Here is a 21,115-nt window from a genome sequence, read left to right as displayed (position 1 = left end):
ACCAGCGACCGACCATTTCGATGCGAGCCCGCCTCATGCTGCAAATTCGTTCGCTGGCCTTCAACGTGGCCTTCTATGCGAGCCTGATCGTCCAGATGATCGTCTTTACGCCGATCTATTTCATCCTGCCGCGCCGTCTCGCCTGGTTCGTGCCGCGAAACTGGTCGCACTCGAGCATGTGGCTGATGAAGGTTATCGCAGGCACCGACCGGAAGATCGAAGGCCTCGAGAACCTGCCTGAAGGCGGCTACATCCTGGCGCCCAAGCACCAGTCCTTCTGGGACACGATCGCGTTTTTCCCCTACATGCCGGACCCGGTCTACATCCTGAAGCGCGAGCTGATGTGGATTCCCCTGTTCGGCTGGTATATCGCCAAGATGAAGATGATCCCGATCCACCGCGGCAGCCGCTCCAAGGCGCTGAAGCAGGCTGTGAGGGTGGCGCGCGAGCGCATGGCGGAGGGCCGCCAGTTGATCATCTATCCCGAAGGCACGCGCCGTCCGCCCGGAGCGGAACCGGCCTACAAATACGGCATCGCTGAGCTCTATGCCTCGCTCAATGTTCCCGTCGTTCCCGTCGCGCATGTCGCCGGGCTCTACTGGCCGCGTCGCAAGTTCCTGCGCTATCCCGGTACGATCCACGCGAAGTTCCTGCCTCCGATCGAGCCGGGGCTGGACAAGCAGGTTTTTCTCGAGCGCCTGGTCCGCGAAACGGAACAGGCGTGCGACGAGTTGCTGGTCGAGGTCGCGCGGAATCCGGCGGGCCCGCCCTTGCCGCCGACCGCGCTCGATCGGCTGAAGGCGCTCGGCGTCGAGCCTGCGCCGCGCAAGGCTAGCTGATCTTCGCTGCCACGCTTTCGAGCCAGTGGTCGCGAATGCCGAGCGCTTCGAGATGGGCGACGGTGTTGAGGACGTATTCCTCGTTCGGTCCCGACTGGCCGACCGCGCCGTTGACTGCGCGCGCCGCATCCTCCGCGTCCATCCGGCCGGCATATTGCTGATGGGCGCGGTCGACGACATAGGTCACCGCTTCCACGACCGGGCCGCCTTCGAGCCTGACCGGCAGGCGCCGTTCCAGATAGACGTTGGTGACGAGTTCACGCTCGCGCAGATAGTCGACCACCTCGTCGCGCAGCGCGTCCGGCACGCGAAACGCCATTCCGATGCAAGAGCCGCCCCGGTCGAGCCCGAGGACGAGCCCCGGCCGCGCCTCCGTGCCGCGATGCACGAATGAACGCACGCACAGCGCCCGGCGGTAGCCGTGAAGTCGCGCGCGATGCGTTTCCGTATGCGCAAAGCCCGGCCGCCACATCAGGGAGCCATAGCCAAAGACCCAAAAATCGCCCATATCGCCGTCAGTTTAGTTCGCTTGCCGGTCAGTTCGGCCGAACCGGGGTAGCGAGGCACGGGGCATGGCGTCAAGAAAATCCGGCGGATCGGGCTACACCCGCCGCATCCTTCTCCTCGCACTTGCGATCGGCGTTGCCATCGTAGGCTACACCTTTGGCTGGAACTATGCCGCCCACCGGCTGGTGGGGGAGGCGAATGCGCGCGTTGCAGCGCTCAACGCGAGCGGGCGCAGGGCGAATTGCGAGAACGCCGAAGCGCGTGGCTATCCCTTCCGCATCGGGCTCTTTTGCCGCTCGATCATGTATGTCGACGCACCCTCGGGCGTCGCGGTGCGCGCAGGCGCGTTCCGTTCGGCCGCACAGGTCTACCAGCCGCAGCGCGTTGTCGGCGAACTCGAGGGTCCGGCGATCGTCGAATTCCCGGGCATCAATGCGCTCGAGGTGACCTGGGACGCATTGCGGGCCAGTTCACGTCTCGCCTCGCCGCGGCCGGACATCCTCTCCGTCGAGGCAACCGGCATCGCGGTCGGTCCCGATTCCGCCCCGGCCGGCGAGCGCCCGGCCGCATCGGCGCAAAGCGCCGAATTCCACATGCGTCCGTCCGGCCCAGGCTCGGACGTCGCCTGGCGGTTCGAGCGCCTGTCGCTCGACCCGGATCTTCTGGGCGACGGCACGTTGCCGCTGCTCAGCGGCGAGGCCGACCTGCATTTCCCCGTCGATCCGGCGCCGGCCTTCTCCGGCCAGGGATTGCGCGGTCTGGCCATGGTCGTCAATTCGATGGTGATCCGCACCGCAGGCGACGAGACCGCCGCGCGCGTCGAAGGACCATTCTCGATCGACGAAGCGGGCCTGATCGATGCGGAACTGTCCCTTTCCGTGGAAAATCCGCAGGTCTTTGCGCAGATCATGGCCGAGTTGTTCCCGGCCGCCCGTGACCAGATCCGGCTCGCCTTCGCGGGCGTTTCGATGCTGGGCGACAACCCGACGCTGCCCATGCGCATATCCAAGGGCGATGTCTCGATCGGCTTCCTGAAGCTCGGGACGCTGCCGCCGCTCTAGTCTTTCTTCGCCGCCTGACGGCCGAAATCGGGCACGTCGACTTCCTGGCCGGCCTCGATGATCGAGCGGCGGATGTGGCGTGTGCGCGTGAAGAGATCGAAGAGCTTGTCGCCGTCGCCCCAACGGATCGCGCGCTGCAGCGACGCCAGGTCCTCGGAAAAGCGCGCCAGCATCTCAAGGATTGCGTCCTTGTTATGCAGGCAAACGTCGCGCCACATGGTCGGATCGGATGCAGCCAGACGCGTGAAATCGCGAAAGCCCGAGGCCGAATACTTGATGACCTCGCTCTCGGTCACGGTGGCCAGATCGTCCGCCGTGCCGACGATGTTGTAGGCGATGATGTGCGGCAGGTGCGAGACGATGGCGAGTACCATGTCGTGGTGTTGCGGGTCCATCGTATCGATGTTGGAGCCGCAGGCGCGCCAGAAATCTGAAAGCCGCTCCAGCGCGTCCGGATCGGTGCCCTCGACGGGCGTCAGGATGCACCAGCGATTGGTGAAGAGCTCCGCAAAGCCGGCATCGGGCCCCGACCTCTCGGTGCCGGCCAGCGGGTGGCCGGGAATGAAGTGCACGCCTTCCGGCAGATACGGCGCCATCTGCGCAATCACCGAGGCCTTGGTCGAACCGACATCGGTGACGATCGCGCCGGGTTTCAGGTGATCCTTGATCGCGATCGCGACGGCCTCGGAAGCGCCGACCGGCACGGACACGATGACAAGGTCGGCCTCGCGCACGGCTTCGCCGGCATCGGCGACGTAGCTGTCCCCAAGGCCGAGTTCCTCGGCGCGGGCGAGCGTGTCGGCGCTGCGGGTGGAGACGACGAGATGGCCGGCAAGCCCCTCGCGCCGCACGACACGGGCGAGCGAGGACCCGATGAGGCCGATGCCGATGAAGGCGATACGGTCGAAATGGGGTTTCACGTCATGCCTTCATGAATGAAGTCAGCGCATCGACGACGCCGCGATTGGCCTCCTCGGAGCCGATCGTCATGCGCAGCGCGTTGGGAAAACCATAGCCCGTCACGCGGCGCAGGATGAAGCCGCGCTCGGTGAGGTAGGCGTCGGCGGCTTCCGCCGAACGCTTGTCGTCCGGGAAATGGATCAGGACGAAATTGCCGACGCTCGGCGTGACGCGAAGTCCGATTTTCGTCAGTTCATCCGCGACCCAGGGCAGCCACGCCTCGTTGAAAGCGACAGCTTCCTCGACATGGCCGCGGTCGCGGATCGCGGCAGCCCCTGCGGCGATCGCCATGGCGTTGACGTTGAACGGGCCGCGCACGCGGTTCAATGCATCGATGATGCCCGCCGGCGCGTACATCCAGCCGATGCGCAAACCGGCAAGGCCATGGATCTTGGAGAAGGTGCGGGTCATGACGACGTTCTGCGCCGACGAGACAAGCTCGATGCCGGACTCGTAGTCGTTGCGCCGGACATATTCGGCGTAGGCCGCGTCGAGAACGAGCACGACATGGGACGGCAGGCCGGCGTGGAGGCGCCGCACTTCTTCGAACGGAATGTAAGTACCGGTCGGGTTGTTCGGATTGGCAAGGAAGACGATCTTCGTGCGTTCGCTCACGGCCTCGAGGATCGCGTCGACATCGGCGCGCTCGCCGGTCTCCTTGACGACGACCGGCACGCCGCCGGCCGCCAGGATCTGGATGCGGTATACGAGGAAGCCGTGCTCGGTGAATATGCCTTCGTCGCCCGCGGTCAGATAGGTTTGTGCGAGTAGGCCCAGCAGCTCGTCGGAGCCGTTCGAGCACAGGATGTTCTCGGCATTGAGGCCGTGAACTTCGGCGATGGCCGCGCGCAACTCGCTCGACTGGCCGTCCGGATAAAGCTCGGCATGGGCAAGCACCTGCGCGGCCGCGTCGATGGCCGCTGGCGAGGCGCCGAGCGGGGTTTCGTTGGAGGAGAGCTTGTGAACCTTGCCCTTCGACGAATCGCCGTGCTTTCCCGGCACGTAGGCTGCAATTTCCATCACGCCGGGGCGCGGTTGCGGGCGGAGCTTCTCATTCATCGTCGACTGGTCCACTTTGGGGAATGCGGCCTCATCTACCAAGCTTTGCGATTGACGCAAAGGGCGTGTGTGCCTAAATGCGCGCGTGAACCCGTGGTGATTTAGCCGGTCGGCTTGCAGCCACGTTAAAAAAGTCGCTAAGGGGCCGCCTGCAACAGTCCGTTTGGACCGGCCGCGAATCCGCCGCCGGTCTTTTGCGTTCTGGAGTATGCCATGCCAATCAAGATCCCCGATCAGTTGCCCGCCCGCGACGTTCTCGTGCGCGAGGGCGTGTCCATCATGGACGAACGGACGGCACTCAGGCAGGACATCCGCCCGCTGCAGATCGGTCTGCTCAACCTCATGCCGAACAAGATCCGCACCGAGACGCAGTTCGCGCGGCTGATCGGCGCGACGCCGCTGCAAATCGAGCTGACACTGGTGCGCATCAGCAATCACAGGGCGAAGAACACGTCCGAGGATCATCTGATCTCCTTCTACCAGACGTGGGAGGAAGTTCGCGAGCGCAAGTTCGACGGCTTCATCATCACGGGCGCGCCGATCGAGCTGCTGCCCTTCGAGGAGGTCGGCTACTGGTCGGAATTGACGCAAATCCTCGATTGGACGGCGACCAACGTCCATTCCTCGTTCTTCATCTGCTGGGGGGCGATGGCTGCGGCCTGGCATTTCCACCAGCTTCCGAAATACCCGCTCGAAGAGAAGGCATTCGGCGTGTTCCGCCACCGCAACAATGCGCCCGCATCGCCCTATCTCACGGGTGTTTCGGACGATTTCGCCGTGCCGGTTTCGCGCTGGACGGAGGTGCGTTCGGCCGATATCCGGCCGGAATCCGGCCTCGAACTTCTAATGGAATCGGATGTCACCGGGCCCTGCATGCTCGCAGAAAAGGCCGGCAACCGGCTCTATATGTTCAACCACATCGAATATGATTCCACTTCGCTGAAGGAGGAATACGACCGCGACGTCGCCGCAGGCGTCAAGACCGGCCTGCCGCACGCCTATTATCCCGACGACGACCCCACACGCGCGCCGTTGAACCGCTGGCGCTCGCACGCCCATCTGCTGTTCGGAAACTGGATCAACCAGGTCTACCAGACCACGGCATACCGGCTCGATGACATCGGCGAGGACCAGCCCGCGCGGTAGCGTTCGGATGTCCCGCGTCTCGCGCCGAAGGCGGTGGAGGGCGCGCTGATCAGGCCGCCGGAGGCTGGCCCTTCTCGATTACGAAGCGGTGGCCACCGTTCGCAGCGGTGCTTTCCACCAGCCGGTGGCCATCTTCCTGGCAGAAGGCGGGGATGTCGAGAGCGGCGAGCAGATCGGTCGTCTCGATCGTCAGGCGCTCGCCGGCCCGCATCGACTGCAGGCGCTTGCGGGTCTTCAACACGGGAAGGGGGCAGTTGAGCCCCCTCAGATCGTAGATCTCGCTCAAATCTCTAGTTGCCGAACAGCGTCATCAGGCGGCCGAGGCGCGAGGGCGGCTCGGCAGGCTGCGGCGCGGGCGCGACGGCAACCGGAGCCGGCTCGGCGACGGGTGCCGGCATCAGCGCGGGAACGGGCTGCGGGGCCGACTGGTAGGCGACGGCCGCGGCGGCGGGGCGTTCGCTCGGCGGGCGCGTCGAAACCATCACGCCAGATTGTTCGAAATTCGGCGGCTCCTGGCTGACGCGCTCGCCGCGCGCGCGCTTGCGCGACCAGTCGGCGACCAGCGCCGCTTCCTTGACGCCAGTGATCGATGGCGCCGGCTTGGAGAAGGCGCTGGAGTCGAGCGCCGAGGTGAAGGCGGCGTCGAAGGTCGATTTGTAGGTCTTGTAGGCCGTCTGCAGCGCCTCGGGCTGCGTCGCGGCAGGGCACGCGCCGGTCGGCGAGAACGGGCGACCGTCAGCCGTATACTGGTTGAACACGTAGCGGCGTTCGCACACATCCACCTTCGGTGGCACTTTGGTGATCTCGAAGTGGTCGTAGCCTTCCTTCAACATCGACCAGAATTCGTAGTTCGAATCCCCCTTGTACCGCGCCATGTTGGCGGGCGTCATGCGGAAGGGATAGGCCTGCAACTGGAACGCCTGCTGGCCACCCTTGAAGGCGTCGCGCGCGAAAGCGTAGATTTCCTCGACCTGCTCGTCCGTCATCGAATAGCAGCCCGAGGATGAGCAGCCGCCATGGACCATCAGGTGCTGGCCCGAGCGGCCATGCGCGCGGTCATAGGCGTTCGGGAAGCCGATGTTGAACGACAGGTGATAGCTCGACTGCGGGTTCATCTGGTGCGGCGCGACCGCGTAGAACCCTTCCGGCGCCTGGCGGTCGCCCTCGGTGAATTTCGGACCGAGCTTGCCCGACCATTTGCAGATGTCATAGCTCTTCACGAGGTCGAAGCGGCCATTGTCCTTCTGCTTCCAGACCTCAAGGACGGCCTCCTCCTTGAAGAGGCGCACCATGATCGGCGAGGTGACGCTCATCCCCTTCGCCTTCATCGTCTGCACGACCTTGGCCGGCAGTTGCCGCTCGGCCTTCGGCGCGATGTCCTCAAGCGAAGCGTTGCAGCCGGCCAGCATGGTGGCAGCGGCAAGAAGGGCGGCATGGACAAGGCGAAGCTTCATTCGTCGACGGCTCTCTGTGATCCCCCGCGAAGCCCAACGCATAGCGCACCAAGCCTCGCAAAACCCGACGCTAGACTGGTTAACCTTGAAAAACCGTTACCACAATCGAAAATTTTTCTTGTCCTGCCGCAGCGTCGCCTAGGCGAGGGAGCGGCCGATAGCGAGGAACTTCTCGCGGCGATGCTCGCGATAGTCCATGTTCGCGCCCTCAAGCTCGGAAAAGCCGCGTGCAATCTGCTCGCCGGCCGCCTCGATCACGTTCTCGCGGCCACGATGCGCTCCGCCGAGCGGCTCTGCGATGATACCGTCGATGATCTTCAGATCGAGGAGGTCCTGCGCGGTGATCTTCATGTTCGTCGCCGCATCCTTGGCGCGCGTCGAATCGTGCCACAGGATCGATGCCGCGCCTTCCGGCGAGATCACCGAATAGATCGAGTGCTCGAGCATGTAGACCTTGTTGGCCGTGGCAATCGCGATGGCACCGCCAGAGCCACCCTCGCCTATGACGACGGAAACGGTCGGAACGGTCATGGCAAGGCACTTCGAGGTTGAGCGCGCGATGGCCTCAGCCTGTCCGCGCTCTTCCGCACCGATTCCAGGATAGGCGCCGGCCGTGTCGACCAGAGTGATCATCGGCACCTTGAAGCGGTCGGCCAGTTCCATGATGCGCACCGCCTTGCGGTAGCCCTCCGGGCGCGCCATGCCGAAATTGTGCTTCAGCCGCGTCTTGGTGTCCGAGCCCTTCTCCTGGCCAAGAACAGCCACCGGCTGGCCACGAAAGCGTGCAAACCCGCCAATGATGGCATTGTCCTCGCCGAAGGCGCGGTCGCCGGCCAGCGGCGTGAAATCAGTAAACAGCCCGGCGACGTAGTCGACGCAGTGCGGACGGTCGGGATGGCGGGCGACCTGCGCCTTCTGCCAAGGCGTCAGTTGGCGATAGAGATCGCGCAACGCCTCGCGCGAGCGCTTCTCGAGCCGGGAGATTTCCTCGCCGACATCCACCGCTTCGCCGCTATCGGCCAGTTTCCTCAGTTCGAGAATCTTGCCTTCCAGATCTGCGACAGGCTTTTCGAAGTCGAGATAATTATACATGGACTCTCTGGCTTACCGGGAAAGGATGGCGTGACGATCCGCGCTTGCGGGATGCGGGTTTCACATAGCGGTCACAAGCCTAATCGGCAAGCGGATGGTGATTCGCGACAAGGTCGGTCAGCGTCTTTTCGAGCACATGCGTGTAGATTTGCGTTGTTGAAATGTCTGCATGGCCGAGGAGTTGCTGGACCGCGCGCAGGTCGGCGCCGTTCTGCAAGAGGTGGCTGGCGAAGGCATGGCGCAGGACGTGAGGTGAAAGGTCAGCGGCGCGAATCCCTGCCCGCGTTCCGAGCGCCTTCAGCTCCCGCGCCAGAACCTGGCGCGCAAGATGGCCTTCCTTCGACCGCGCAGGGAAGAGGAAACGGCTGTCCGCCCATTGCGGATCGGCATTGCGCAACGCAGCCCAGGCCTTGATCGCCTCGCGGGCGACTGGCGACAGCGGCACGAGCCTATCCTTGCCGCCCTTCCCCGTGACGGCGAAAAAGCGGTCGTTTCGCGCCGCGACGGTGACGGGAAGCTGGACGAGTTCGGAGACACGCAGGCCGGTCGCATACAGAAGCTCGACGATCGCCTGCATCCTGACGCGCAGGGCGCGTTCGTTGTCGGAAAGGCCTGGCTCGCCCGCCTCCGCTTCCGCGCGCGCCAGAAGACGGTCGACGACCGTTTCCCCCATCGTCTTCGGCAGGCTGCGCGCCTTTCGCGGCGCATCGACCGTCGTCGTTGGATCGTCCCCACGCAGGCCTTCTGCATAGAGGAAGCGGTAGAACTGGCGCAGCGCCGACAGATGCCGCGCTTGCGTGGACGCGGCAAAGCCGCGCGTCGAAAGATCTTCGAGATAGTACGCGATGTCGCCGGCGCCGGCCTTCACAAGTCCGCCCCGTGCAGCGAGGACCTGTTGTGCATCGTCCAGGTCGCGCCGATAGGCGGCGAGCGTATTGTCGCTTGCGCCCCGCTCCGCGCTCATCATTTCCAGGAAGGATTCGATCCTCAGCGCGCTCGACATGTGCAGCCTCCGATCGGCCACCATCGGCCAGATTCATTATCGATTGATGAAGTGCCGGGAACCAACGGACCTCCTTTGCCGTTTGTCGGTCGTGAGAGGGACGTGGTCATGGAACACATCGCTGCCATTCTTCTGATGATCGGTTGTTCGGGCGATCTCGCGCAGTGCGAAGAAGTCCCTGCCCCTGTCGTCGCCTATGAAACGGTCGAAGAATGCCGGTCGGACCTTCCTTCGGTGCGATCCGCCGCCGAAGGCAGCCATCCGAAGATGTTTGCCCAGTGCATCACCGTCGATCCCCTGCTCGTGGAGGCTGATGCCGAGCTGGTTTGGGAAATCGAGGATGGAAAACTGGTCGCGTCGCTCGAGCCTTGGGTGGAACCGAACATGGCCGTCGCCATGGCATTTGGCGATACCGTTACGAACCGTCAGGAATAAAGACTTGATTAATCAACCGCATGCGCTTCATTTACCCGCCGAAGGGCATGCCAATCCCTATGGAGGCTGTAAATGAAGAAGACACTCATGGCTCTCGCCGCAACGATGATGATTGCTGCAGGTTGTACGACCGCTGAGCAGACAGCCGTCGGCGGCGCTGCAGTCGGCGCAGGCGTCGGCGCGATCGCTACGGGCCGCGCGTCCGGCGCTCTGGCCGGTGCTGCCATCGGCGGCGCTGCCGGCTACCTGGTCGGCCGCTCGCAGGATCGCGACGGTTGGTGCGTCTATCGCGACCGCCGCACGGGTGAGCGCTACGAAGCACGCTGCTGAGATCAGCTTCGAGCTGAAACGGAAAGGAGCGCCGAAAGGCGCTCCTTTTTTATGCGGCGATCTTCAGGGCGCCCGGTCCCGGAACGGCGCCCGGCGGGCATTTGCCGAGAATGATCATCCCCAAAACCTCTTCCTGATCGACGTCGCTGGTACGTGCCGTACCGACCACCTGGCCGTTCTTCATCACCACGACGCGGTCGGCGAGGTCGAACACGTCGTGAATGTCATGACTGATCAGGAAGATGCCGATGCCGTCCTGCTTGAGTTGAAGTACGAGTTCGGAAACCTGCTGCGTTTCCTGCGGGCCGAGCGCGGCGGTCGGCTCGTCCATGATCAGGATTCGCGCGTTGAAATGGATCGCGCGCGCGATGGCGACGGACTGGCGCTGGCCACCCGACAGCTTGCTCACCGGCTCCTTGAAGCGCTGGAATCGCGGATTGAGCCGGCCCATCACCTTGCGCGTCTCCGATTCCATCGCGACATCGTCGAGCGTGCCCCAGGCCGTTCGCAACTCGCGCCCGAGGAAAAGATTGGCGGCGGCATCGACATTGTCGGCCAGCGCGAGCGTCTGGTAGATGGTCTCGATGCCGTATTTCTTGGCGTCGCGCGGATTGGAAATCTGCGCTTCCTTGCCATTGACGTAGATCTCACCGGCATCGCGCTTGTATGCACCCGAGAGGATCTTGATCAGCGTCGACTTACCGGCCCCGTTATGGCCCAAGAGCGCGACAACCTCTCCGGGATAAAGATCGACGCTGGCGTTGTCGACGGCGTGGATGCCGCCGAAGGAAATCGAGATGCTGCGCATGTCGACGAGTGGCGTGCGGGTTTCCATGATCGTTCTCCCTAGCCCACGCGGCGGCGGTAGATGGTGTCGAGCCAGACGGCGATGACGAGGACGACGCCCACGACGATGTTCTGCAGCGGCGAGTCCACTCCGAGCAGGATCATGCCGGTGGCAAGCGACTGCATCAGCACCGCGCCGATCATCGCACCCACGATTGTGCCCACGCCGCCGGCAAGCGACGTACCGCCGATGACGGCTGCGGCGATGACGAGCAGTTCGTCGAGCGTGCCCTGTGCGTTCGTTGCGGCGTTGAGGCGCGCCGTCGAGATGACAGCGCCGATGGCGGCGAGAGCGCCCATCAGCATGAAGATCTTCATGGTGACCCAGCGCGTGTTGATGCCGGCCAGGGCTGCCGCTTCCGGGTTGCCGCCGATCGCAAAGACGTAACGGCCAAACCGGGTGCGGGTCGTCACGAACGTCATGACGACGCCGACCGCGATCGCGATCAGAACCGGTATCGCGATGCCGTGCGGTATGAAGAGCCCGCCTTCCGGCACCGTGATGTTGTTGAGCTCCGCATAGCGGCGAACGGTACCGGCCGGCCACGGATAAGCATTCGCGACGGCCACGGCGCCGAGGATGACGAGGCAGGCAACGCCGGACAGGAACCCTTCGGCCCAGACCGGACGCAGCGGGAAGTGAAAGCGACGGCGCTGCTTGCGCGCGTTCCAGATGAAGAACAGAACGGCCAGACACGCGACGATGCCGACGACCCAGCTCCATTGCGCGCCGATAGCGCCTTCGGGACCTCCGCCCAGAAGCCGGAACCGCGCATCCATCGGCGCGACGGTCTGACCGCTCGTGACCCACCAGGCCGCGCCGCGCCAGACGAGGAGGCCGCCGAGCGTGACGATGAAGGCGGGCACCTGCATATAGGCGATGATGAAGCCCTGCAGGGCGCCGATGGCGATGCCGGCGGCAAGGCCGACGAGAATTGCGATCGCCCAGATCGCCGGGTGACCAAACTCCAGATAGTCAGGCAGGATCCGCACCTGCGTGACGGCGATGATCATGCCGGTGACGCCGAGCACGGAGCCCACCGACAGGTCGATGTTGCGGGTGACGATGACGAGCACCATGCCCGTGGCCATGACCGCGACGGAGGAGGACTGCACCGACAGGTTCCACAGATTGCGCGGGGTCAGGAACAGGCCGCCCGACATGATGTGGAACGCGACCCAGATAACCACCAGCGCACCCAGCATGCCGAGCATGCGCGTGTCGAGTTCGGTGGCCTTCATGAAGCGTGCGAGCGCGCTCTGCTGGGATGCGCGGGCGGTGTCCGCCGCAGCGGGGGACGTCGTGTCCGACATCGTCTCCTCCATCGCGGACGCGAAAGGGCATGGGCCCGCGAACCGCCGTTCATCTTATGAATGCGCCGCGGCTTTCGTCAAACCGCGGCGCACGATGGCTCGAGTGGCCGCGCCTTAGTCGCAGGCGGGCGTGGAACCGGCGGCGACACCCTGGCAAACAACGTCCTTGGTGACCCAGCCGGCGTCGATCACGACGTCGAGATTGTCTTTGGTAATCGCCAGCGGCTCGAGGAACACGGCGTTCATCTCGGTGCCGTTCGGGCCGTCGGACCACTGGGTAACGCCCTCGATCTCGGTCATCGCGGTGCCTTCGGCGAGTTCGTTGGCAATCTCCGCCGCCGTCTTGCCGAGTTCGCGCGAATCCTTCCAGACGGAGACGGTCTGCGTGCCGAGCGCGATGCGATTGAGCGCGGCGTGGTCGGCGTCCTGGCCGGAAACCGGAACCGAACCCGCAAGACCCTGCGCATCGAGCGCCGCGATCGCGCCACCCGCCGTGCCGTCGTTCGAGGCGACGACCGCGTCGACCTCGTTGTTGTTCTGGGTCAGGATCTGTTCCATGTTGCGCTGCGCATTGGCGGGCAGCCAGCCATCCGTATAGGCCTCGCCGACATTCTTGATCGTGCCGGCGTCAATCGCCTCCTGCAGCACTTCCATCTGGCCGGAGAACAGGAAGTCCGCGTTCGGATCAGCCGAAGAGCCCTTGATGAAGACGTAGTTGCCTTCCGGCTGCACCTCCATCACGGCCTGCGCCTGCAAGCGGCCGACTTCCTTGTTGTCGAAGGTCAGGTAGAAGGAGTTGGGATTCTCGATCAGGCGGTCATAGCCGACGACCGGAATGCCTTCGGCAACAGCATTCTCCACGGCAGGCCCGATGGCCGAGGAGTCCTGCGCGAGAATGATCAGGGCGTCCGCGCCCTGGCTGATCAGCGACTCGACGTCGGTGAGCTGCTTGGCGGCGGACGACGTCGCGTCCGCGGAAATGTAGCTGTTGCCGGCGGCCTCGATCGCGGCCTTCATCGCGGCCTCGTCGGTCTTCCAGCGCTCCTCCTGGAAATTCGACCAGGAAACGCCAATGATCTTGCCTTCGGCCTTCGCGGCGGCCGACAACGTGAGCGAAAGCGCGACACCCGCCAGCAAGGCGGTTGCGAAATTCTTCATGATGTTCCTCCCTGCGCCGCGCGCGGCGCCTCCTCAGATTGCCTCTCGGCAGCGGGAAGCTCTTTTTTTTCGAGCCTCGAAAAAAATAATGACTCGGGAAATTCCGTGTGTCAATATCCTTTCAAAGGTGCTTCAAGGCACCTTGGGAGGATCGTACGATGACTTTGGGCGTGCGCCACGACGATTTGCGCAGGCGCAATCGCGCCATGGTCATCGCTGCCATCCGGCGCGAAGGACAGCCCTCGCGCACCGATCTCGTCAGCCGCACCGGCCTCAGCCATTCGACGATCTCGGCCATCTCTTCTGACTTGATCGCAGAAGGCGTGCTGCGCCCGGTCAAGACCGGGGAAAACGAGATCGTGCGGCGCGGTCGGCCGCAGGTCTCGCTCGGCCTCGAGCCCAAGGCCGCCACCGTCCTGACCGTAGTGCTTCTTCTCAACACCCTCTCAGCGACCGTCTTCGACTACGCCGGCCAGATCGTGGCGCAGCGGCGCGAGCGGCTCGCGACACTTGGCGCCACACGCGACGATCTCGTCGGCAGCGTGATGCGCATGATCGCAGCTGTACTCGGGGATGCCGGACGGGTGCCAAAAGACATCATGCGCATGACGATGGCCGTGCAGGGCATTACGGATTCAGACGCCCGCACGATGTTGTGGACGCCGATCACGCCCGAAAGCGACATTCCCTTCGCCGATATTCTTGAAAAGCACTTCGCCTTCCCGGTCACGGTGCAAAACGACTGCAACATGATCGCGGTCGCACTGCGCGCACGCGATCCGGAGCGCTATCGCGACAATTTCGTCACCCTGCTCCTGTCCAACGGCATCGGCATGGGGCTGGTGCTGCGCGGCGAGCTTTTCACCGGCGCCTATTCCTCGGGCGGCGAGTTCGGACACATGGTCCATCGGCCGGGCGGTGCGCTGTGTCGCTGCGGGCGCCGTGGCTGCATCGAGGCCTATGCCGGCAATTATGCAATCTTGCGCGAGGCAGCCGGACGCAGCGACCAGACGGCGGCTGATGCCGACGTCGATCCGCAAACCATGCTCGAACTGGCAAACGATGCGCGCGCCGGGGAAGGCCCTGCCCGCGACGCGTTCCGGCGGGCGGGCGAGGCGATCGGATACGGGCTCGGATCGCTCTTCGCGCTGATCGACCCAGCGCCGGTGGCGATCGTCGGTCCGGGGACGCTCGCCTTCGACATGATGGAGCCGTCCATTCGCGACGCCATCGCACAGACTGCCGGCGGACAGCACGATGCGGCAATCTCGTTCGACCTGGAGACGGACGAGATGCCGCTGATCCTCGAAGGCTCTGCGCGGCGCGCGCTGGAGGCCGTCGACAACGAACTCTTTGCGCCGGGCTACATCGCCACCATGCAGGCGACGTCGTGACCGTCAGCTTTCGTTGATCGAGTAGCCTGCGCCGCGAATGGTGCGGATCACATCCGGCGCATTTCCTGGATTGACCGCCTTGCGCAATCGCCCGACGTGAACGTCGACCGTGCGCTCGTCGATATAGATCGTCTCGCCCCAGACATTGTCGAGCAACTGCCCGCGTGAGAAGACCCGCCCAGGATGCTGCATCAAGAATTCCAGCAGCCGGAACTCGGTGGGACCGAGATGGACCTCGGTGGGTCCCCGATAGACCCGGTGCGATTCCCGATCGAGCACGATGTCGCCAACCTTGAGCACGCTCGAGAGAACTTCAGGCTTCGCCCTGCGCAGGAGGGCGCGCACGCGGGCGACGAATTCGGGCGTCGAGAACGGCTTGACGAGATAGTCGTCCGCGCCCGTCGAAAGCCCCCTCACCCGATCGCTCTCCTCGCCGCGGGCGGTCAACATGATGATCGGCAGGCGTTCGGTCTCGGCACGCATGCGCAGCCGGCGGCAAAGCTCGATGCCGGACACGGCAGGCACCATCCAGTCGAGCACGAGCAGGTCCGGCACGGTTTCCTGCAGGCGGATTTCCGCTTCGTCGCCGCGCGCGATCACCTCGACCTTGTAGCCCTCGGCTTCCAGATTGTACTTGATGAGGACGCCCAGCGGCTCCTCGTCCTCGACCACAATGATCTTCGGCGCGATCATGGGCCGGCCCCTACGCCTGTCCGCCGGAGATCGACGTCTCGTCGAGCTTCGGCCGGTGGAGCGGCAATTGCTGGCCCACCATCACGTAGTAGGCGTTCTCGGCGATGTTGGTCGCGTGGTCGCCGATCCGCTCGAGGTTCTTGGCGCAGAACAGAAGATGGGTGCAGGCGGTGATGTTGCGCGGGTCTTCCATCATGTAGGTCAGGAGCTCGCGGAAGACGGCGGTGTACTGCACGTCGATGTTCTCGTCGTCGGCCCTCAGCGTCACCAGTTCGTTCGGGTTTCGAGCGACATAGTTGTCGATGACCCCCGCAAGCTGCTTGCCTACCATTTGCGCCATCGTGTCGATCGAGTGCGACAGCTTGCGCTGCATGGTGCCCGAGCCAACCGCGCTGACGCGCTTTGAGATGTTCTTGGCGAGGTCGCCGATGCGTTCGAGGTCGCTGGCCATCCGGATCGCGCCGACGACGGCACGCAAATCCTGCGCCATCGGCTGGCGCTTGGCGATCAGTGCGATGGCCCGCTCGTCGAGCTCGCGCTGGCGCGCATCCATCACGACATCGTCGGAAATGACGCGCTGGGCGAGCGGCACGTCGTTGTCGAGCAGTGACTGCGTCGCCGCCGTGAGCATCGCCTGCGCGAGGTCGCCCATGTCGCGGATCAGCCGGTCGATCCGGCCGAGTTCCTCGTCGAAGGACGCTACGATATGTTGTCCCGCCATTGTCCCTGCCCCTCTTCCTGTGCCGGTCAGCCGAAGCGGCCAGTGACGTAGTCCTGCGTGCGCTTGTCCGACGGCGCGGTGAATATCTGCTCCGTCGGTCCTTCCTCGACGAGGACCCCCAGATGGAAGAAGGCCGTGCGCTGCGAAACGCGCGCCGCCTGCTGCATCGAGTGCGTCACGATCGCGATGGTGAAGTTCGCGCGCAGCTCGTCGATCAGCTCCTCGATCTTCGCCGTCGCGATCGGGTCGAGCGCCGAACAGGGTTCATCCATCAGGATCACCTCGGGAGAGACGGCTATCGCACGCGCGATGCAAAGCCGCTGCTGCTGGCCGCCGGAAAGTCCGGTGCCCGGCTCGCGCAGGCGGTCCTTCACCTCCTCGAACAGGCCCGCCTTCTTCAAGCTGGTGACGACGATCTCTTCCAGCTCGGTCTTGTTGCTCGCCAGACCGTGGATCTTCGGCCCGTAGGCGACGTTCTCGAAGATCGACTTCGGGAATGGGTTCGGCTTCTGGAACACCATTCCGACGCGGGCGCGAAGCTCCACGACGTCGATCTTCGGGTCGTAAACGTCCTGGCCGTCGAGGCGGATCTCGCCTTCGACGCGGCAGCCCTCGATCGTGTCGTTCATGCGGTTGAGACAGCGCAGGAAGGTCGACTTGCCGCAGCCCGACGGACCGATGAAGGCGATGACCGCCTTATCCGGCACGTTCACGGAGACGTCGAAGAGCGCCTGCTTTGCGCCGTAGAAGACGTTGACGTCCTTGGCGATGACGCGCGTCTTCATCTCATTGGAACGGGGTTCAGAAGCGTTGAGCTGGTCTTGAACGAATTGGCTGGACGACATGTTCATGGCAGCGGTCTCCGTTTCCTGGTTGTGGGTCATCGACGGCGCTCCAATCGGCTGCGAAGGAAGATGGCGATCGCGTTCAGGCTTATCATGAGGCCGAGGAGAACGATAATTGCGGCCGAGGTGCGCGCCTCAAAGAAGTTGCGGTTCTCGTTTCCCTGCCACAGGAAAATCTGGACCGGCAGGGCGGTGGATTGCTCGAAGGGCGAACCGGGAACCGCCGCGACGAACGCGTTCATGCCGATCAGAAGCAGCGGCGCCGTTTCGCCGAGCGCCTGTGCGACGCCGATGATGGTCGCCGTCAGGATGCCCGGATAGGTGACCGGCAAAACATGGTGGAAGACGGTCTGCGTCTTCGATGCACCAAGGCCGAGCGCGGCCTGGCGAAGCGAGGGCGGCACCGCGCGCAGCGCAGAGCGGGTCGCGATGATGATAGTCGGCAGCGTCATCAGCGTGAGGACGAGGCCGCCGACGATCGGCGCGGAGAGCGGCAGGCGGAAATAGTTGATGAACACCGCCGCTCCCAGAAGACCAAACACGATCGAGGGCACGGCGGCGAGGTTGTTGATATTGACCTCGATCAGGTCGGTCAGGCGGTTCTTCGGCGCGAACTCTTCCAGATAGATCGCGCTTGCGACGCCGATCGGCACGGCGAGAACGATCACCACCAGCATCATGTAGAGCGAGCCCATGAAGGCACCGGCAAGACCAGCGCTCGCCGGAGCGGAACGGGAGTCCACATTCGTGAAGATGTGCCACGCGAAGGCCATGCGTATATGGCCCTCCTCGTAGAGACGGTCCGCCAGAGCCCGCGCATCGGCCGAAAGCTGCTGCTGCGCGTCGGGCAGGTCGCGATCGATATTGCCCTTAAGCCAGTTGTCGACATTGGCCGAGGCGAGAACGTCCATCTGGATCGTCCTGCCGAGGATCGAGGGGTCGGCGACGAAGGCGTCGCGCAGCTTGAAGCGCTCGCCATTGTCGATGATCGACTGCAGGTCGCGTGTCTCGATCTCGACATCGGGCGCGATCTGGCGCACGGCGTTTTCGAGCACACGGTTCCAATTGATGAGTGTCACATCGCGCTGCCAGCGCAGCGACGCGGCCTGGAAATCGGCCGCCGACTGTCCGGCCTCGCGCACCGGCTGAGGGTCGACATCGATCAGTTCCTCGCTGAAGGTGACCGGCAGCGACAGCGTCGCCTGCTGGAAGGCCGGCAACCCTTTCGACAGGATCATCGTGAACAGGATCGCGACGAAAGCGAGTGCGGCGGCGATCGCGAGGACGCCGTAGAGGCGGAAGCGCTTTTCGCGTGCGTGGCGCCGGCTAAGCCCGGCGCGGATGCGATCCAGTCGCGCTTCGCTTTCCTGCGGGACGTCGGGCTTGGTCGAGAACAAGTCGTTCATGGCTATTCGTACTGCTCCCGGAAGCGGCGGACGATGTAGAGCGCGGCCATGTTGAGGAAGAGGGTCATGACGAAAAGCGTCAGACCGAGCGCGAAGGCGACGAGCGACTGCGGCGAGGCGAAATCCTGGTCGCCGGTAAGCTGATTGACGATCGTCACCGTTACCGTCGAGATCGGCTCGCCCGGATTGGCGCGCAGGAACGGGCTGTTGCCGGCCGCGAGGACCACGATCATCGTCTCGCCGATCGCGCGGCTGACCGCCAGCAGGAACGCGCCGACGATGCCGGGCAGCGCGGCGGGCAGGACGACGCGCTTGATGGTCTCCGACCGCGTCGCGCCGAGCCCGATCGAGCCGTCGATCATGGCGCGCGGAACCTGGCGAAGAATGTCGTCGGAAAGCGAGGAGATGAAGGGAATGATCATGATCCCCATCACGATGCCCGCCGTCAGCGCCGAGGTGGCGCGGATGTCGATGCCGACCGCAGCGCCGGCCGAGGCGAGGAACGGGCCCACAGTGACCAGCGCGAAGAAGCCGTAGACGATGGTCGGGATTCCCGCGAGAATCTCGATCACCGGCTTGACGACGTTGCGCACGCGCGGCCTTGCATATTGCGACAGATAGATCGCGGTCATCAGGCCGATCGGCAGCGCGACGAACATGGCAATCGCCGCGACCATGACGGTGCCCCACAAGAGAGGGAGCAGGCCGTACTCGCCGCTGCCGGAGCCGGTGGTCGAAAAGCGCGGGTTCCAGACCGTGCCGAAGAAGAAGTCGACCGGACTGACGAAGGTGAAGAATCGCGCGGCCTCGAAGACCAGCGAAAGGACGATGCCGAGCGTGGTCAGGACGGCGACGGCCGAGCAGGCGAGGAGCAGGTAGCTGACCAGTCGCTCGACCTCGTTGCGCGCGCGCAGCTCTGGCGCCACGCGCCGGCGGGCGAAATAGAGCGACACCGCGGCAAAGGCCGTGATGGCGGCCAGGACGGTTGCGGAGGTGATCACCTGAAACTGGCGCAGCGCCTGCCCCGCAGCCGCTTCGTACGGCTGAGCGTCGCCAGCGACGCCGAAGCCGGATGCGATCTGGCGAACACGCTGGATAGCCGACTGGAGCGCCGGCCCGCCCTGATCGACAATTTCTGCCGGCAGGTTGGCAATGATGAACGCGCGCGAGGCCGTGCTGCCGAACAGTGCCCAGAGCGCCAGGACCAGAAGTGCCGGGGCGAGCGTCCAGATGGCAACCAACGAGCCGTGATAGACCGGGCGCGAATGCAGGCTGCCCTGCGGCGTTGCCAGCCGGCGGCTCAGCGACCAACCCTGCTGATAGGCCAACCCCAAAAACACCAGCAGCAATGCGGCAATGGTGAGCGAGTTCATCATGCATCTCCGCTCATCATGAGCAGTGTCGAAAAATGCGAGGAAGAGGCCCGCAAACGGGCCTCTTCCAGATTGAGGCGCGCAGCTTAGAGCTGGTCGGCGGTGAGTACTTCCCTGCCGTCGAAGCGGCTCTGGACCTCGGCCGTCTCTTCCGCGGGCGCCGGGATCATGCCGGCGGCCTCGAGCGCGCCGCCTGCGCCGGCCATCTGGTCGGACAGGAAGAAGGCGACATACTCTTCGAGACCCGGAATGACGCCGATATGCTCGCCCTTGACGTAGAAGTAGAGCGGACGCGAAACGGGATACTCGCCCGATGCGATGGTTTCGAGCGACGGGGTGACGCCCGAAATCGTCGCGACCTTCAGCGTGTCGCGGTTCTGGTCATAGAAGGACAGGCCAAAGACGCCAACCGTATCCCGGTTCGACTGAAGGCGTGCGAGCGTCTCGGTATAGTCTCCGGCGATCTCGATGACGACGTCCTGACGCAGCGCCGTGCAGGCGGCTTCCATCGCCTCTTCTTCCATCTCCGGCAGCTCGGCGGCCTCGCAGCCTGCAGCGAGGACGCGTTCCTCGAACACTTCGCGGGTGCCGTGGTTGGAAGCGGGAATCGCCATGGCGATCGGCTGGTCGGGCAGCGACGGGTCGATCTCGTTCCAGTTGGTGTAAGTGTTGGCGACCATTTCGCCGTCGACCGGGACTTCCGCGGCGATCGCCTTGAAGACGTGGACCGGCTCGAGCGCGAAGTCCTCCCTGTCCGCGGAAACGGCGAAGACGATGCCGTCATAGCCGATCTGGACTTCGAGGATGTCGTTCACGCCGTTGCCGTTGCAGGCCTCGATTTCGCCGGCGCGGATGCGGCGCGAGGAATTGGCGATGTCGATGGTGTTCTCGCCCGTGCCTTCGCAAAACTGGCGCAGGCCACCGCCCGAACCACCCGATCCGACGACTGGGGTGTTGAACTCGGGAAATGCGTTGCCGAATTCCTCGGCGACGATCGACGCGAAGGGGAGAACCGTGGAAGAGCCGGCGATCTGGATCGTGTCGCGCGACTGCGCGGAAGCAATGCCGGCCGAAGCGGCGATGGCGAGTGCTGCGGCGGAAGCCGCGAGAATGAAGGTCTTCATGGAGCCCACTCCTGTTCAGAAATCTCTTCTGCTGTCGCCGCGGTCGGCGACGGGAGTGGCAATAGCGGGCCTATGTAACAGTTGGATGACAGTTTGATGTCGGCTTGAAGACGCGTCTCGATGAACCGGAACCCGGGGCTGCGCCGTGCGCAACTCCGCCTTGCAAGGCCACGAAAAAGCCGGACGGAAAGGCCATGCCTTAGAAGCCGAAACGCTACCGACGCCTGCAAGTCTTGCAGGGAACGATCCTTAGTTGGGGCACAGACAGACCAGTCCAACGTCGGCGGCGGCACTTCCCGTCCGGAAAACTCGGAGTACGAAACCTCCGATCACGTAGTCTTTCAATGGCGACACG

General features: G+C 64.3%; 22 protein-coding genes and 1 riboswitch. Of the genes, 6 read left to right on the top strand and 16 right to left on the bottom strand.

Going from position 1 to position 21,115, the window contains the following annotated elements; all coding sequences use genetic code 11:
* The first annotated feature begins 35 nt into the window (after window positions 1–35).
* Window positions 36–839, top strand: a complete 804-nt coding sequence (locus GTK01_RS09070) for a 1-acyl-sn-glycerol-3-phosphate acyltransferase (RefSeq protein ID WP_252925551.1) — start codon at window positions 36–38, stop codon at window positions 837–839.
* Here the strand turns inward: GTK01_RS09070 and GTK01_RS09065 are convergent.
* On the bottom strand, window positions 832–1,347 hold the full coding sequence (locus GTK01_RS09065; RefSeq protein ID WP_252925550.1) for a gamma-glutamylcyclotransferase: 516 nt from the start codon (window positions 1,345–1,347) through the stop codon (window positions 832–834). The genes GTK01_RS09070 and GTK01_RS09065 overlap by 8 nt on opposite strands.
* A 64-nt stretch (window positions 1,348–1,411) precedes the next feature.
* Here GTK01_RS09065 and GTK01_RS09060 point away from each other — a divergent pair, with 64 nt between their 5' ends.
* Window positions 1,412–2,407, top strand: coding sequence for a DUF2125 domain-containing protein (locus GTK01_RS09060; RefSeq protein WP_252925549.1), 996 nt, complete (start codon window positions 1,412–1,414; stop codon window positions 2,405–2,407).
* Here GTK01_RS09060 and GTK01_RS09055 read toward each other — a convergent pair.
* Together GTK01_RS09055 and hisC are read right to left on the bottom strand one after the other, a co-directional pair.
* Window positions 2,404–3,327 carry a prephenate/arogenate dehydrogenase family protein gene (locus GTK01_RS09055; protein WP_252925548.1) on the bottom strand — a complete coding sequence of 308 codons (924 nt, stop codon included), beginning with the start codon at window positions 3,325–3,327 and terminating at the stop codon, window positions 2,404–2,406. The two genes, GTK01_RS09060 and GTK01_RS09055, sit on opposite strands and share 4 nt — an antisense overlap.
* 1 nt (window position 3,328) lies before the next feature.
* Entirely contained in the window at window positions 3,329–4,426 is a 1,098-nt protein-coding gene (gene hisC, locus GTK01_RS09050; protein WP_252925547.1) for a histidinol-phosphate transaminase, read from the bottom strand.
* Between the two features lie 83 nt (window positions 4,427–4,509).
* Window positions 4,510–4,587: riboswitch (SAM riboswitch) on the top strand.
* Window positions 4,588–4,639: 52 nt separating this feature from the next.
* Between hisC and metA the strand changes: the two genes are divergently transcribed.
* A complete protein-coding gene (gene metA, locus GTK01_RS09045) occupies window positions 4,640–5,572 on the top strand; it encodes a homoserine O-succinyltransferase (protein WP_252925546.1) in 933 nt (310 codons plus the stop codon).
* Between the two features lie 49 nt (window positions 5,573–5,621).
* On the opposite strand, the gene GTK01_RS09040 is transcribed toward metA, so the two are convergent.
* From GTK01_RS09040 to GTK01_RS09025, 4 genes are all read right to left on the bottom strand, one after another.
* Window positions 5,622–5,858 carry a sulfurtransferase TusA family protein gene (locus GTK01_RS09040; RefSeq protein WP_252925545.1) on the bottom strand — a complete coding sequence of 79 codons (237 nt, stop codon included), beginning with the start codon at window positions 5,856–5,858 and terminating at the stop codon, window positions 5,622–5,624.
* A gap of 4 nt (window positions 5,859–5,862) precedes the next feature.
* Window positions 5,863–7,026 carry a murein L,D-transpeptidase family protein gene (locus tag GTK01_RS09035; RefSeq protein ID WP_252925544.1) on the bottom strand — a complete coding sequence of 388 codons (1,164 nt, stop codon included), beginning with the start codon at window positions 7,024–7,026 and terminating at the stop codon, window positions 5,863–5,865.
* A 138-nt stretch (window positions 7,027–7,164) separates the two neighbouring features.
* A complete protein-coding gene (locus tag GTK01_RS09030; RefSeq protein ID WP_252925543.1) occupies window positions 7,165–8,118 on the bottom strand; it encodes an acetyl-CoA carboxylase carboxyltransferase subunit alpha in 954 nt (317 codons plus the stop codon).
* A 79-nt stretch (window positions 8,119–8,197) separates the two neighbouring features.
* Window positions 8,198–9,121 carry a site-specific tyrosine recombinase XerD gene (locus tag GTK01_RS09025; RefSeq protein WP_252925542.1) on the bottom strand — a complete coding sequence of 308 codons (924 nt, stop codon included), beginning with the start codon at window positions 9,119–9,121 and terminating at the stop codon, window positions 8,198–8,200.
* A 51-nt stretch (window positions 9,122–9,172) separates the two neighbouring features.
* Here GTK01_RS09025 and GTK01_RS09020 point away from each other — a divergent pair, with 51 nt between their 5' ends.
* Together GTK01_RS09020 and GTK01_RS09015 are read left to right on the top strand one after the other, a co-directional pair.
* Entirely contained in the window at window positions 9,173–9,556 is a 384-nt protein-coding gene (locus GTK01_RS09020; protein WP_252925541.1) for a hypothetical protein, read from the top strand.
* Window positions 9,557–9,628: 72 nt separating this feature from the next.
* Window positions 9,629–9,886, top strand: a complete 258-nt coding sequence (locus GTK01_RS09015) for a glycine zipper domain-containing protein (protein WP_252925540.1) — start codon at window positions 9,629–9,631, stop codon at window positions 9,884–9,886.
* A 49-nt stretch (window positions 9,887–9,935) separates the two neighbouring features.
* On the opposite strand, the gene GTK01_RS09010 is transcribed toward GTK01_RS09015, so the two are convergent.
* The 3 genes from GTK01_RS09010 to xylF form a co-directional block, all read right to left on the bottom strand.
* The gene (locus GTK01_RS09010) at window positions 9,936–10,721 is read right to left on the bottom strand and encodes an ATP-binding cassette domain-containing protein (RefSeq protein ID WP_252925539.1); all 786 of its coding nucleotides are present in this window, start codon (window positions 10,719–10,721) and stop codon (window positions 9,936–9,938) included.
* 11 nt (window positions 10,722–10,732) lie between these two features.
* Window positions 10,733–12,046 (bottom strand): sugar ABC transporter permease, encoded by a 1,314-nt coding sequence (locus GTK01_RS09005; protein ID WP_252925538.1) that lies wholly within the window; start codon window positions 12,044–12,046, stop codon window positions 10,733–10,735.
* 114 nt (window positions 12,047–12,160) lie between these two features.
* The gene (gene xylF, locus GTK01_RS09000; RefSeq protein ID WP_252925537.1) at window positions 12,161–13,204 is read right to left on the bottom strand and encodes a D-xylose ABC transporter substrate-binding protein; all 1,044 of its coding nucleotides are present in this window, start codon (window positions 13,202–13,204) and stop codon (window positions 12,161–12,163) included.
* Window positions 13,205–13,362: 158 nt separating this feature from the next.
* Between xylF and GTK01_RS08995 the strand changes: the two genes are divergently transcribed.
* Window positions 13,363–14,598 carry an ROK family protein gene (locus GTK01_RS08995; protein ID WP_252925536.1) on the top strand — a complete coding sequence of 412 codons (1,236 nt, stop codon included), beginning with the start codon at window positions 13,363–13,365 and terminating at the stop codon, window positions 14,596–14,598.
* 3 nt (window positions 14,599–14,601) lie between these two features.
* Here GTK01_RS08995 and phoB read toward each other — a convergent pair whose 3' ends face one another.
* The 6 genes from phoB to GTK01_RS08965 form a co-directional block, all read right to left on the bottom strand.
* Window positions 14,602–15,291: a phosphate regulon transcriptional regulator PhoB gene (gene phoB, locus GTK01_RS08990; protein ID WP_256483780.1), complete on the bottom strand. Its 690-nt coding sequence runs from the start codon at window positions 15,289–15,291 to the stop codon at window positions 14,602–14,604.
* 10 nt (window positions 15,292–15,301) lie between these two features.
* The gene (phoU, locus tag GTK01_RS08985; RefSeq protein ID WP_252925535.1) at window positions 15,302–16,012 is read right to left on the bottom strand and encodes a phosphate signaling complex protein PhoU; all 711 of its coding nucleotides are present in this window, start codon (window positions 16,010–16,012) and stop codon (window positions 15,302–15,304) included.
* A 26-nt stretch (window positions 16,013–16,038) separates the two neighbouring features.
* Window positions 16,039–16,863: a phosphate ABC transporter ATP-binding protein PstB gene (gene pstB / locus GTK01_RS08980; RefSeq protein WP_252925621.1), complete on the bottom strand. Its 825-nt coding sequence runs from the start codon at window positions 16,861–16,863 to the stop codon at window positions 16,039–16,041.
* Between the two features lie 29 nt (window positions 16,864–16,892).
* Window positions 16,893–18,263 carry a phosphate ABC transporter permease PstA gene (gene pstA, locus GTK01_RS08975; RefSeq protein WP_252925534.1) on the bottom strand — a complete coding sequence of 457 codons (1,371 nt, stop codon included), beginning with the start codon at window positions 18,261–18,263 and terminating at the stop codon, window positions 16,893–16,895.
* 2 nt (window positions 18,264–18,265) lie between these two features.
* Window positions 18,266–19,636, bottom strand: a complete 1,371-nt coding sequence (gene pstC, locus GTK01_RS08970) for a phosphate ABC transporter permease subunit PstC (RefSeq protein WP_252925533.1) — start codon at window positions 19,634–19,636, stop codon at window positions 18,266–18,268.
* Window positions 19,637–19,722: 86 nt separating this feature from the next.
* Window positions 19,723–20,760, bottom strand: a complete 1,038-nt coding sequence (locus GTK01_RS08965; RefSeq protein WP_252925532.1) for a substrate-binding domain-containing protein — start codon at window positions 20,758–20,760, stop codon at window positions 19,723–19,725.
* Window positions 20,761–21,115: the final 355 nt, after the last annotated feature.

The sequence above is a fragment of the Aliihoeflea sp. 40Bstr573 genome (assembly GCF_024105655.1).
Lineage (GTDB): Bacteria > Pseudomonadota > Alphaproteobacteria > Rhizobiales > Rhizobiaceae > Aliihoeflea.
This window is presented reverse-complemented; position numbering and strand designations above follow the sequence as displayed.

Coding starts and splice junctions, on each gene's coding strand:
- GTK01_RS09070 (WP_252925551.1), top strand. CDS start 36: ATGCTGCAAATTCGTTCGCTGGCCTTCAACGTGGCCTTCTATGCGAGC.
- GTK01_RS09065 (WP_252925550.1), bottom strand. CDS start 1,347: ATGGGCGATTTTTGGGTCTTTGGCTATGGCTCCCTGATGTGGCGGCCG.
- GTK01_RS09060 (WP_252925549.1), top strand. CDS start 1,412: ATGGCGTCAAGAAAATCCGGCGGATCGGGCTACACCCGCCGCATCCTT.
- hisC (WP_252925547.1), bottom strand. CDS start 4,426: ATGAATGAGAAGCTCCGCCCGCAACCGCGCCCCGGCGTGATGGAAATT.
- metA (WP_252925546.1), top strand. CDS start 4,640: ATGCCAATCAAGATCCCCGATCAGTTGCCCGCCCGCGACGTTCTCGTG.
- GTK01_RS09035 (WP_252925544.1), bottom strand. CDS start 7,026: ATGAAGCTTCGCCTTGTCCATGCCGCCCTTCTTGCCGCTGCCACCATG.
- GTK01_RS09030 (WP_252925543.1), bottom strand. CDS start 8,118: ATGTATAATTATCTCGACTTCGAAAAGCCTGTCGCAGATCTGGAAGGC.
- GTK01_RS09025 (WP_252925542.1), bottom strand. CDS start 9,121: ATGTCGAGCGCGCTGAGGATCGAATCCTTCCTGGAAATGATGAGCGCG.
- GTK01_RS09015 (WP_252925540.1), top strand. CDS start 9,629: ATGAAGAAGACACTCATGGCTCTCGCCGCAACGATGATGATTGCTGCA.
- GTK01_RS09010 (WP_252925539.1), bottom strand. CDS start 10,721: ATGGAAACCCGCACGCCACTCGTCGACATGCGCAGCATCTCGATTTCC.
- GTK01_RS09005 (WP_252925538.1), bottom strand. CDS start 12,046: ATGTCGGACACGACGTCCCCCGCTGCGGCGGACACCGCCCGCGCATCC.
- xylF (WP_252925537.1), bottom strand. CDS start 13,204: ATGAAGAATTTCGCAACCGCCTTGCTGGCGGGTGTCGCGCTTTCGCTC.
- GTK01_RS08995 (WP_252925536.1), top strand. CDS start 13,363: ATGACTTTGGGCGTGCGCCACGACGATTTGCGCAGGCGCAATCGCGCC.
- phoB (WP_256483780.1), bottom strand. CDS start 15,291: ATGATCGCGCCGAAGATCATTGTGGTCGAGGACGAGGAGCCGCTGGGC.
- phoU (WP_252925535.1), bottom strand. CDS start 16,012: ATGGCGGGACAACATATCGTAGCGTCCTTCGACGAGGAACTCGGCCGG.
- pstB (WP_252925621.1), bottom strand. CDS start 16,863: ATGAACATGTCGTCCAGCCAATTCGTTCAAGACCAGCTCAACGCTTCT.
- pstA (WP_252925534.1), bottom strand. CDS start 18,263: ATGAACGACTTGTTCTCGACCAAGCCCGACGTCCCGCAGGAAAGCGAA.
- pstC (WP_252925533.1), bottom strand. CDS start 19,636: ATGAACTCGCTCACCATTGCCGCATTGCTGCTGGTGTTTTTGGGGTTG.
- GTK01_RS08965 (WP_252925532.1), bottom strand. CDS start 20,760: ATGAAGACCTTCATTCTCGCGGCTTCCGCCGCAGCACTCGCCATCGCC.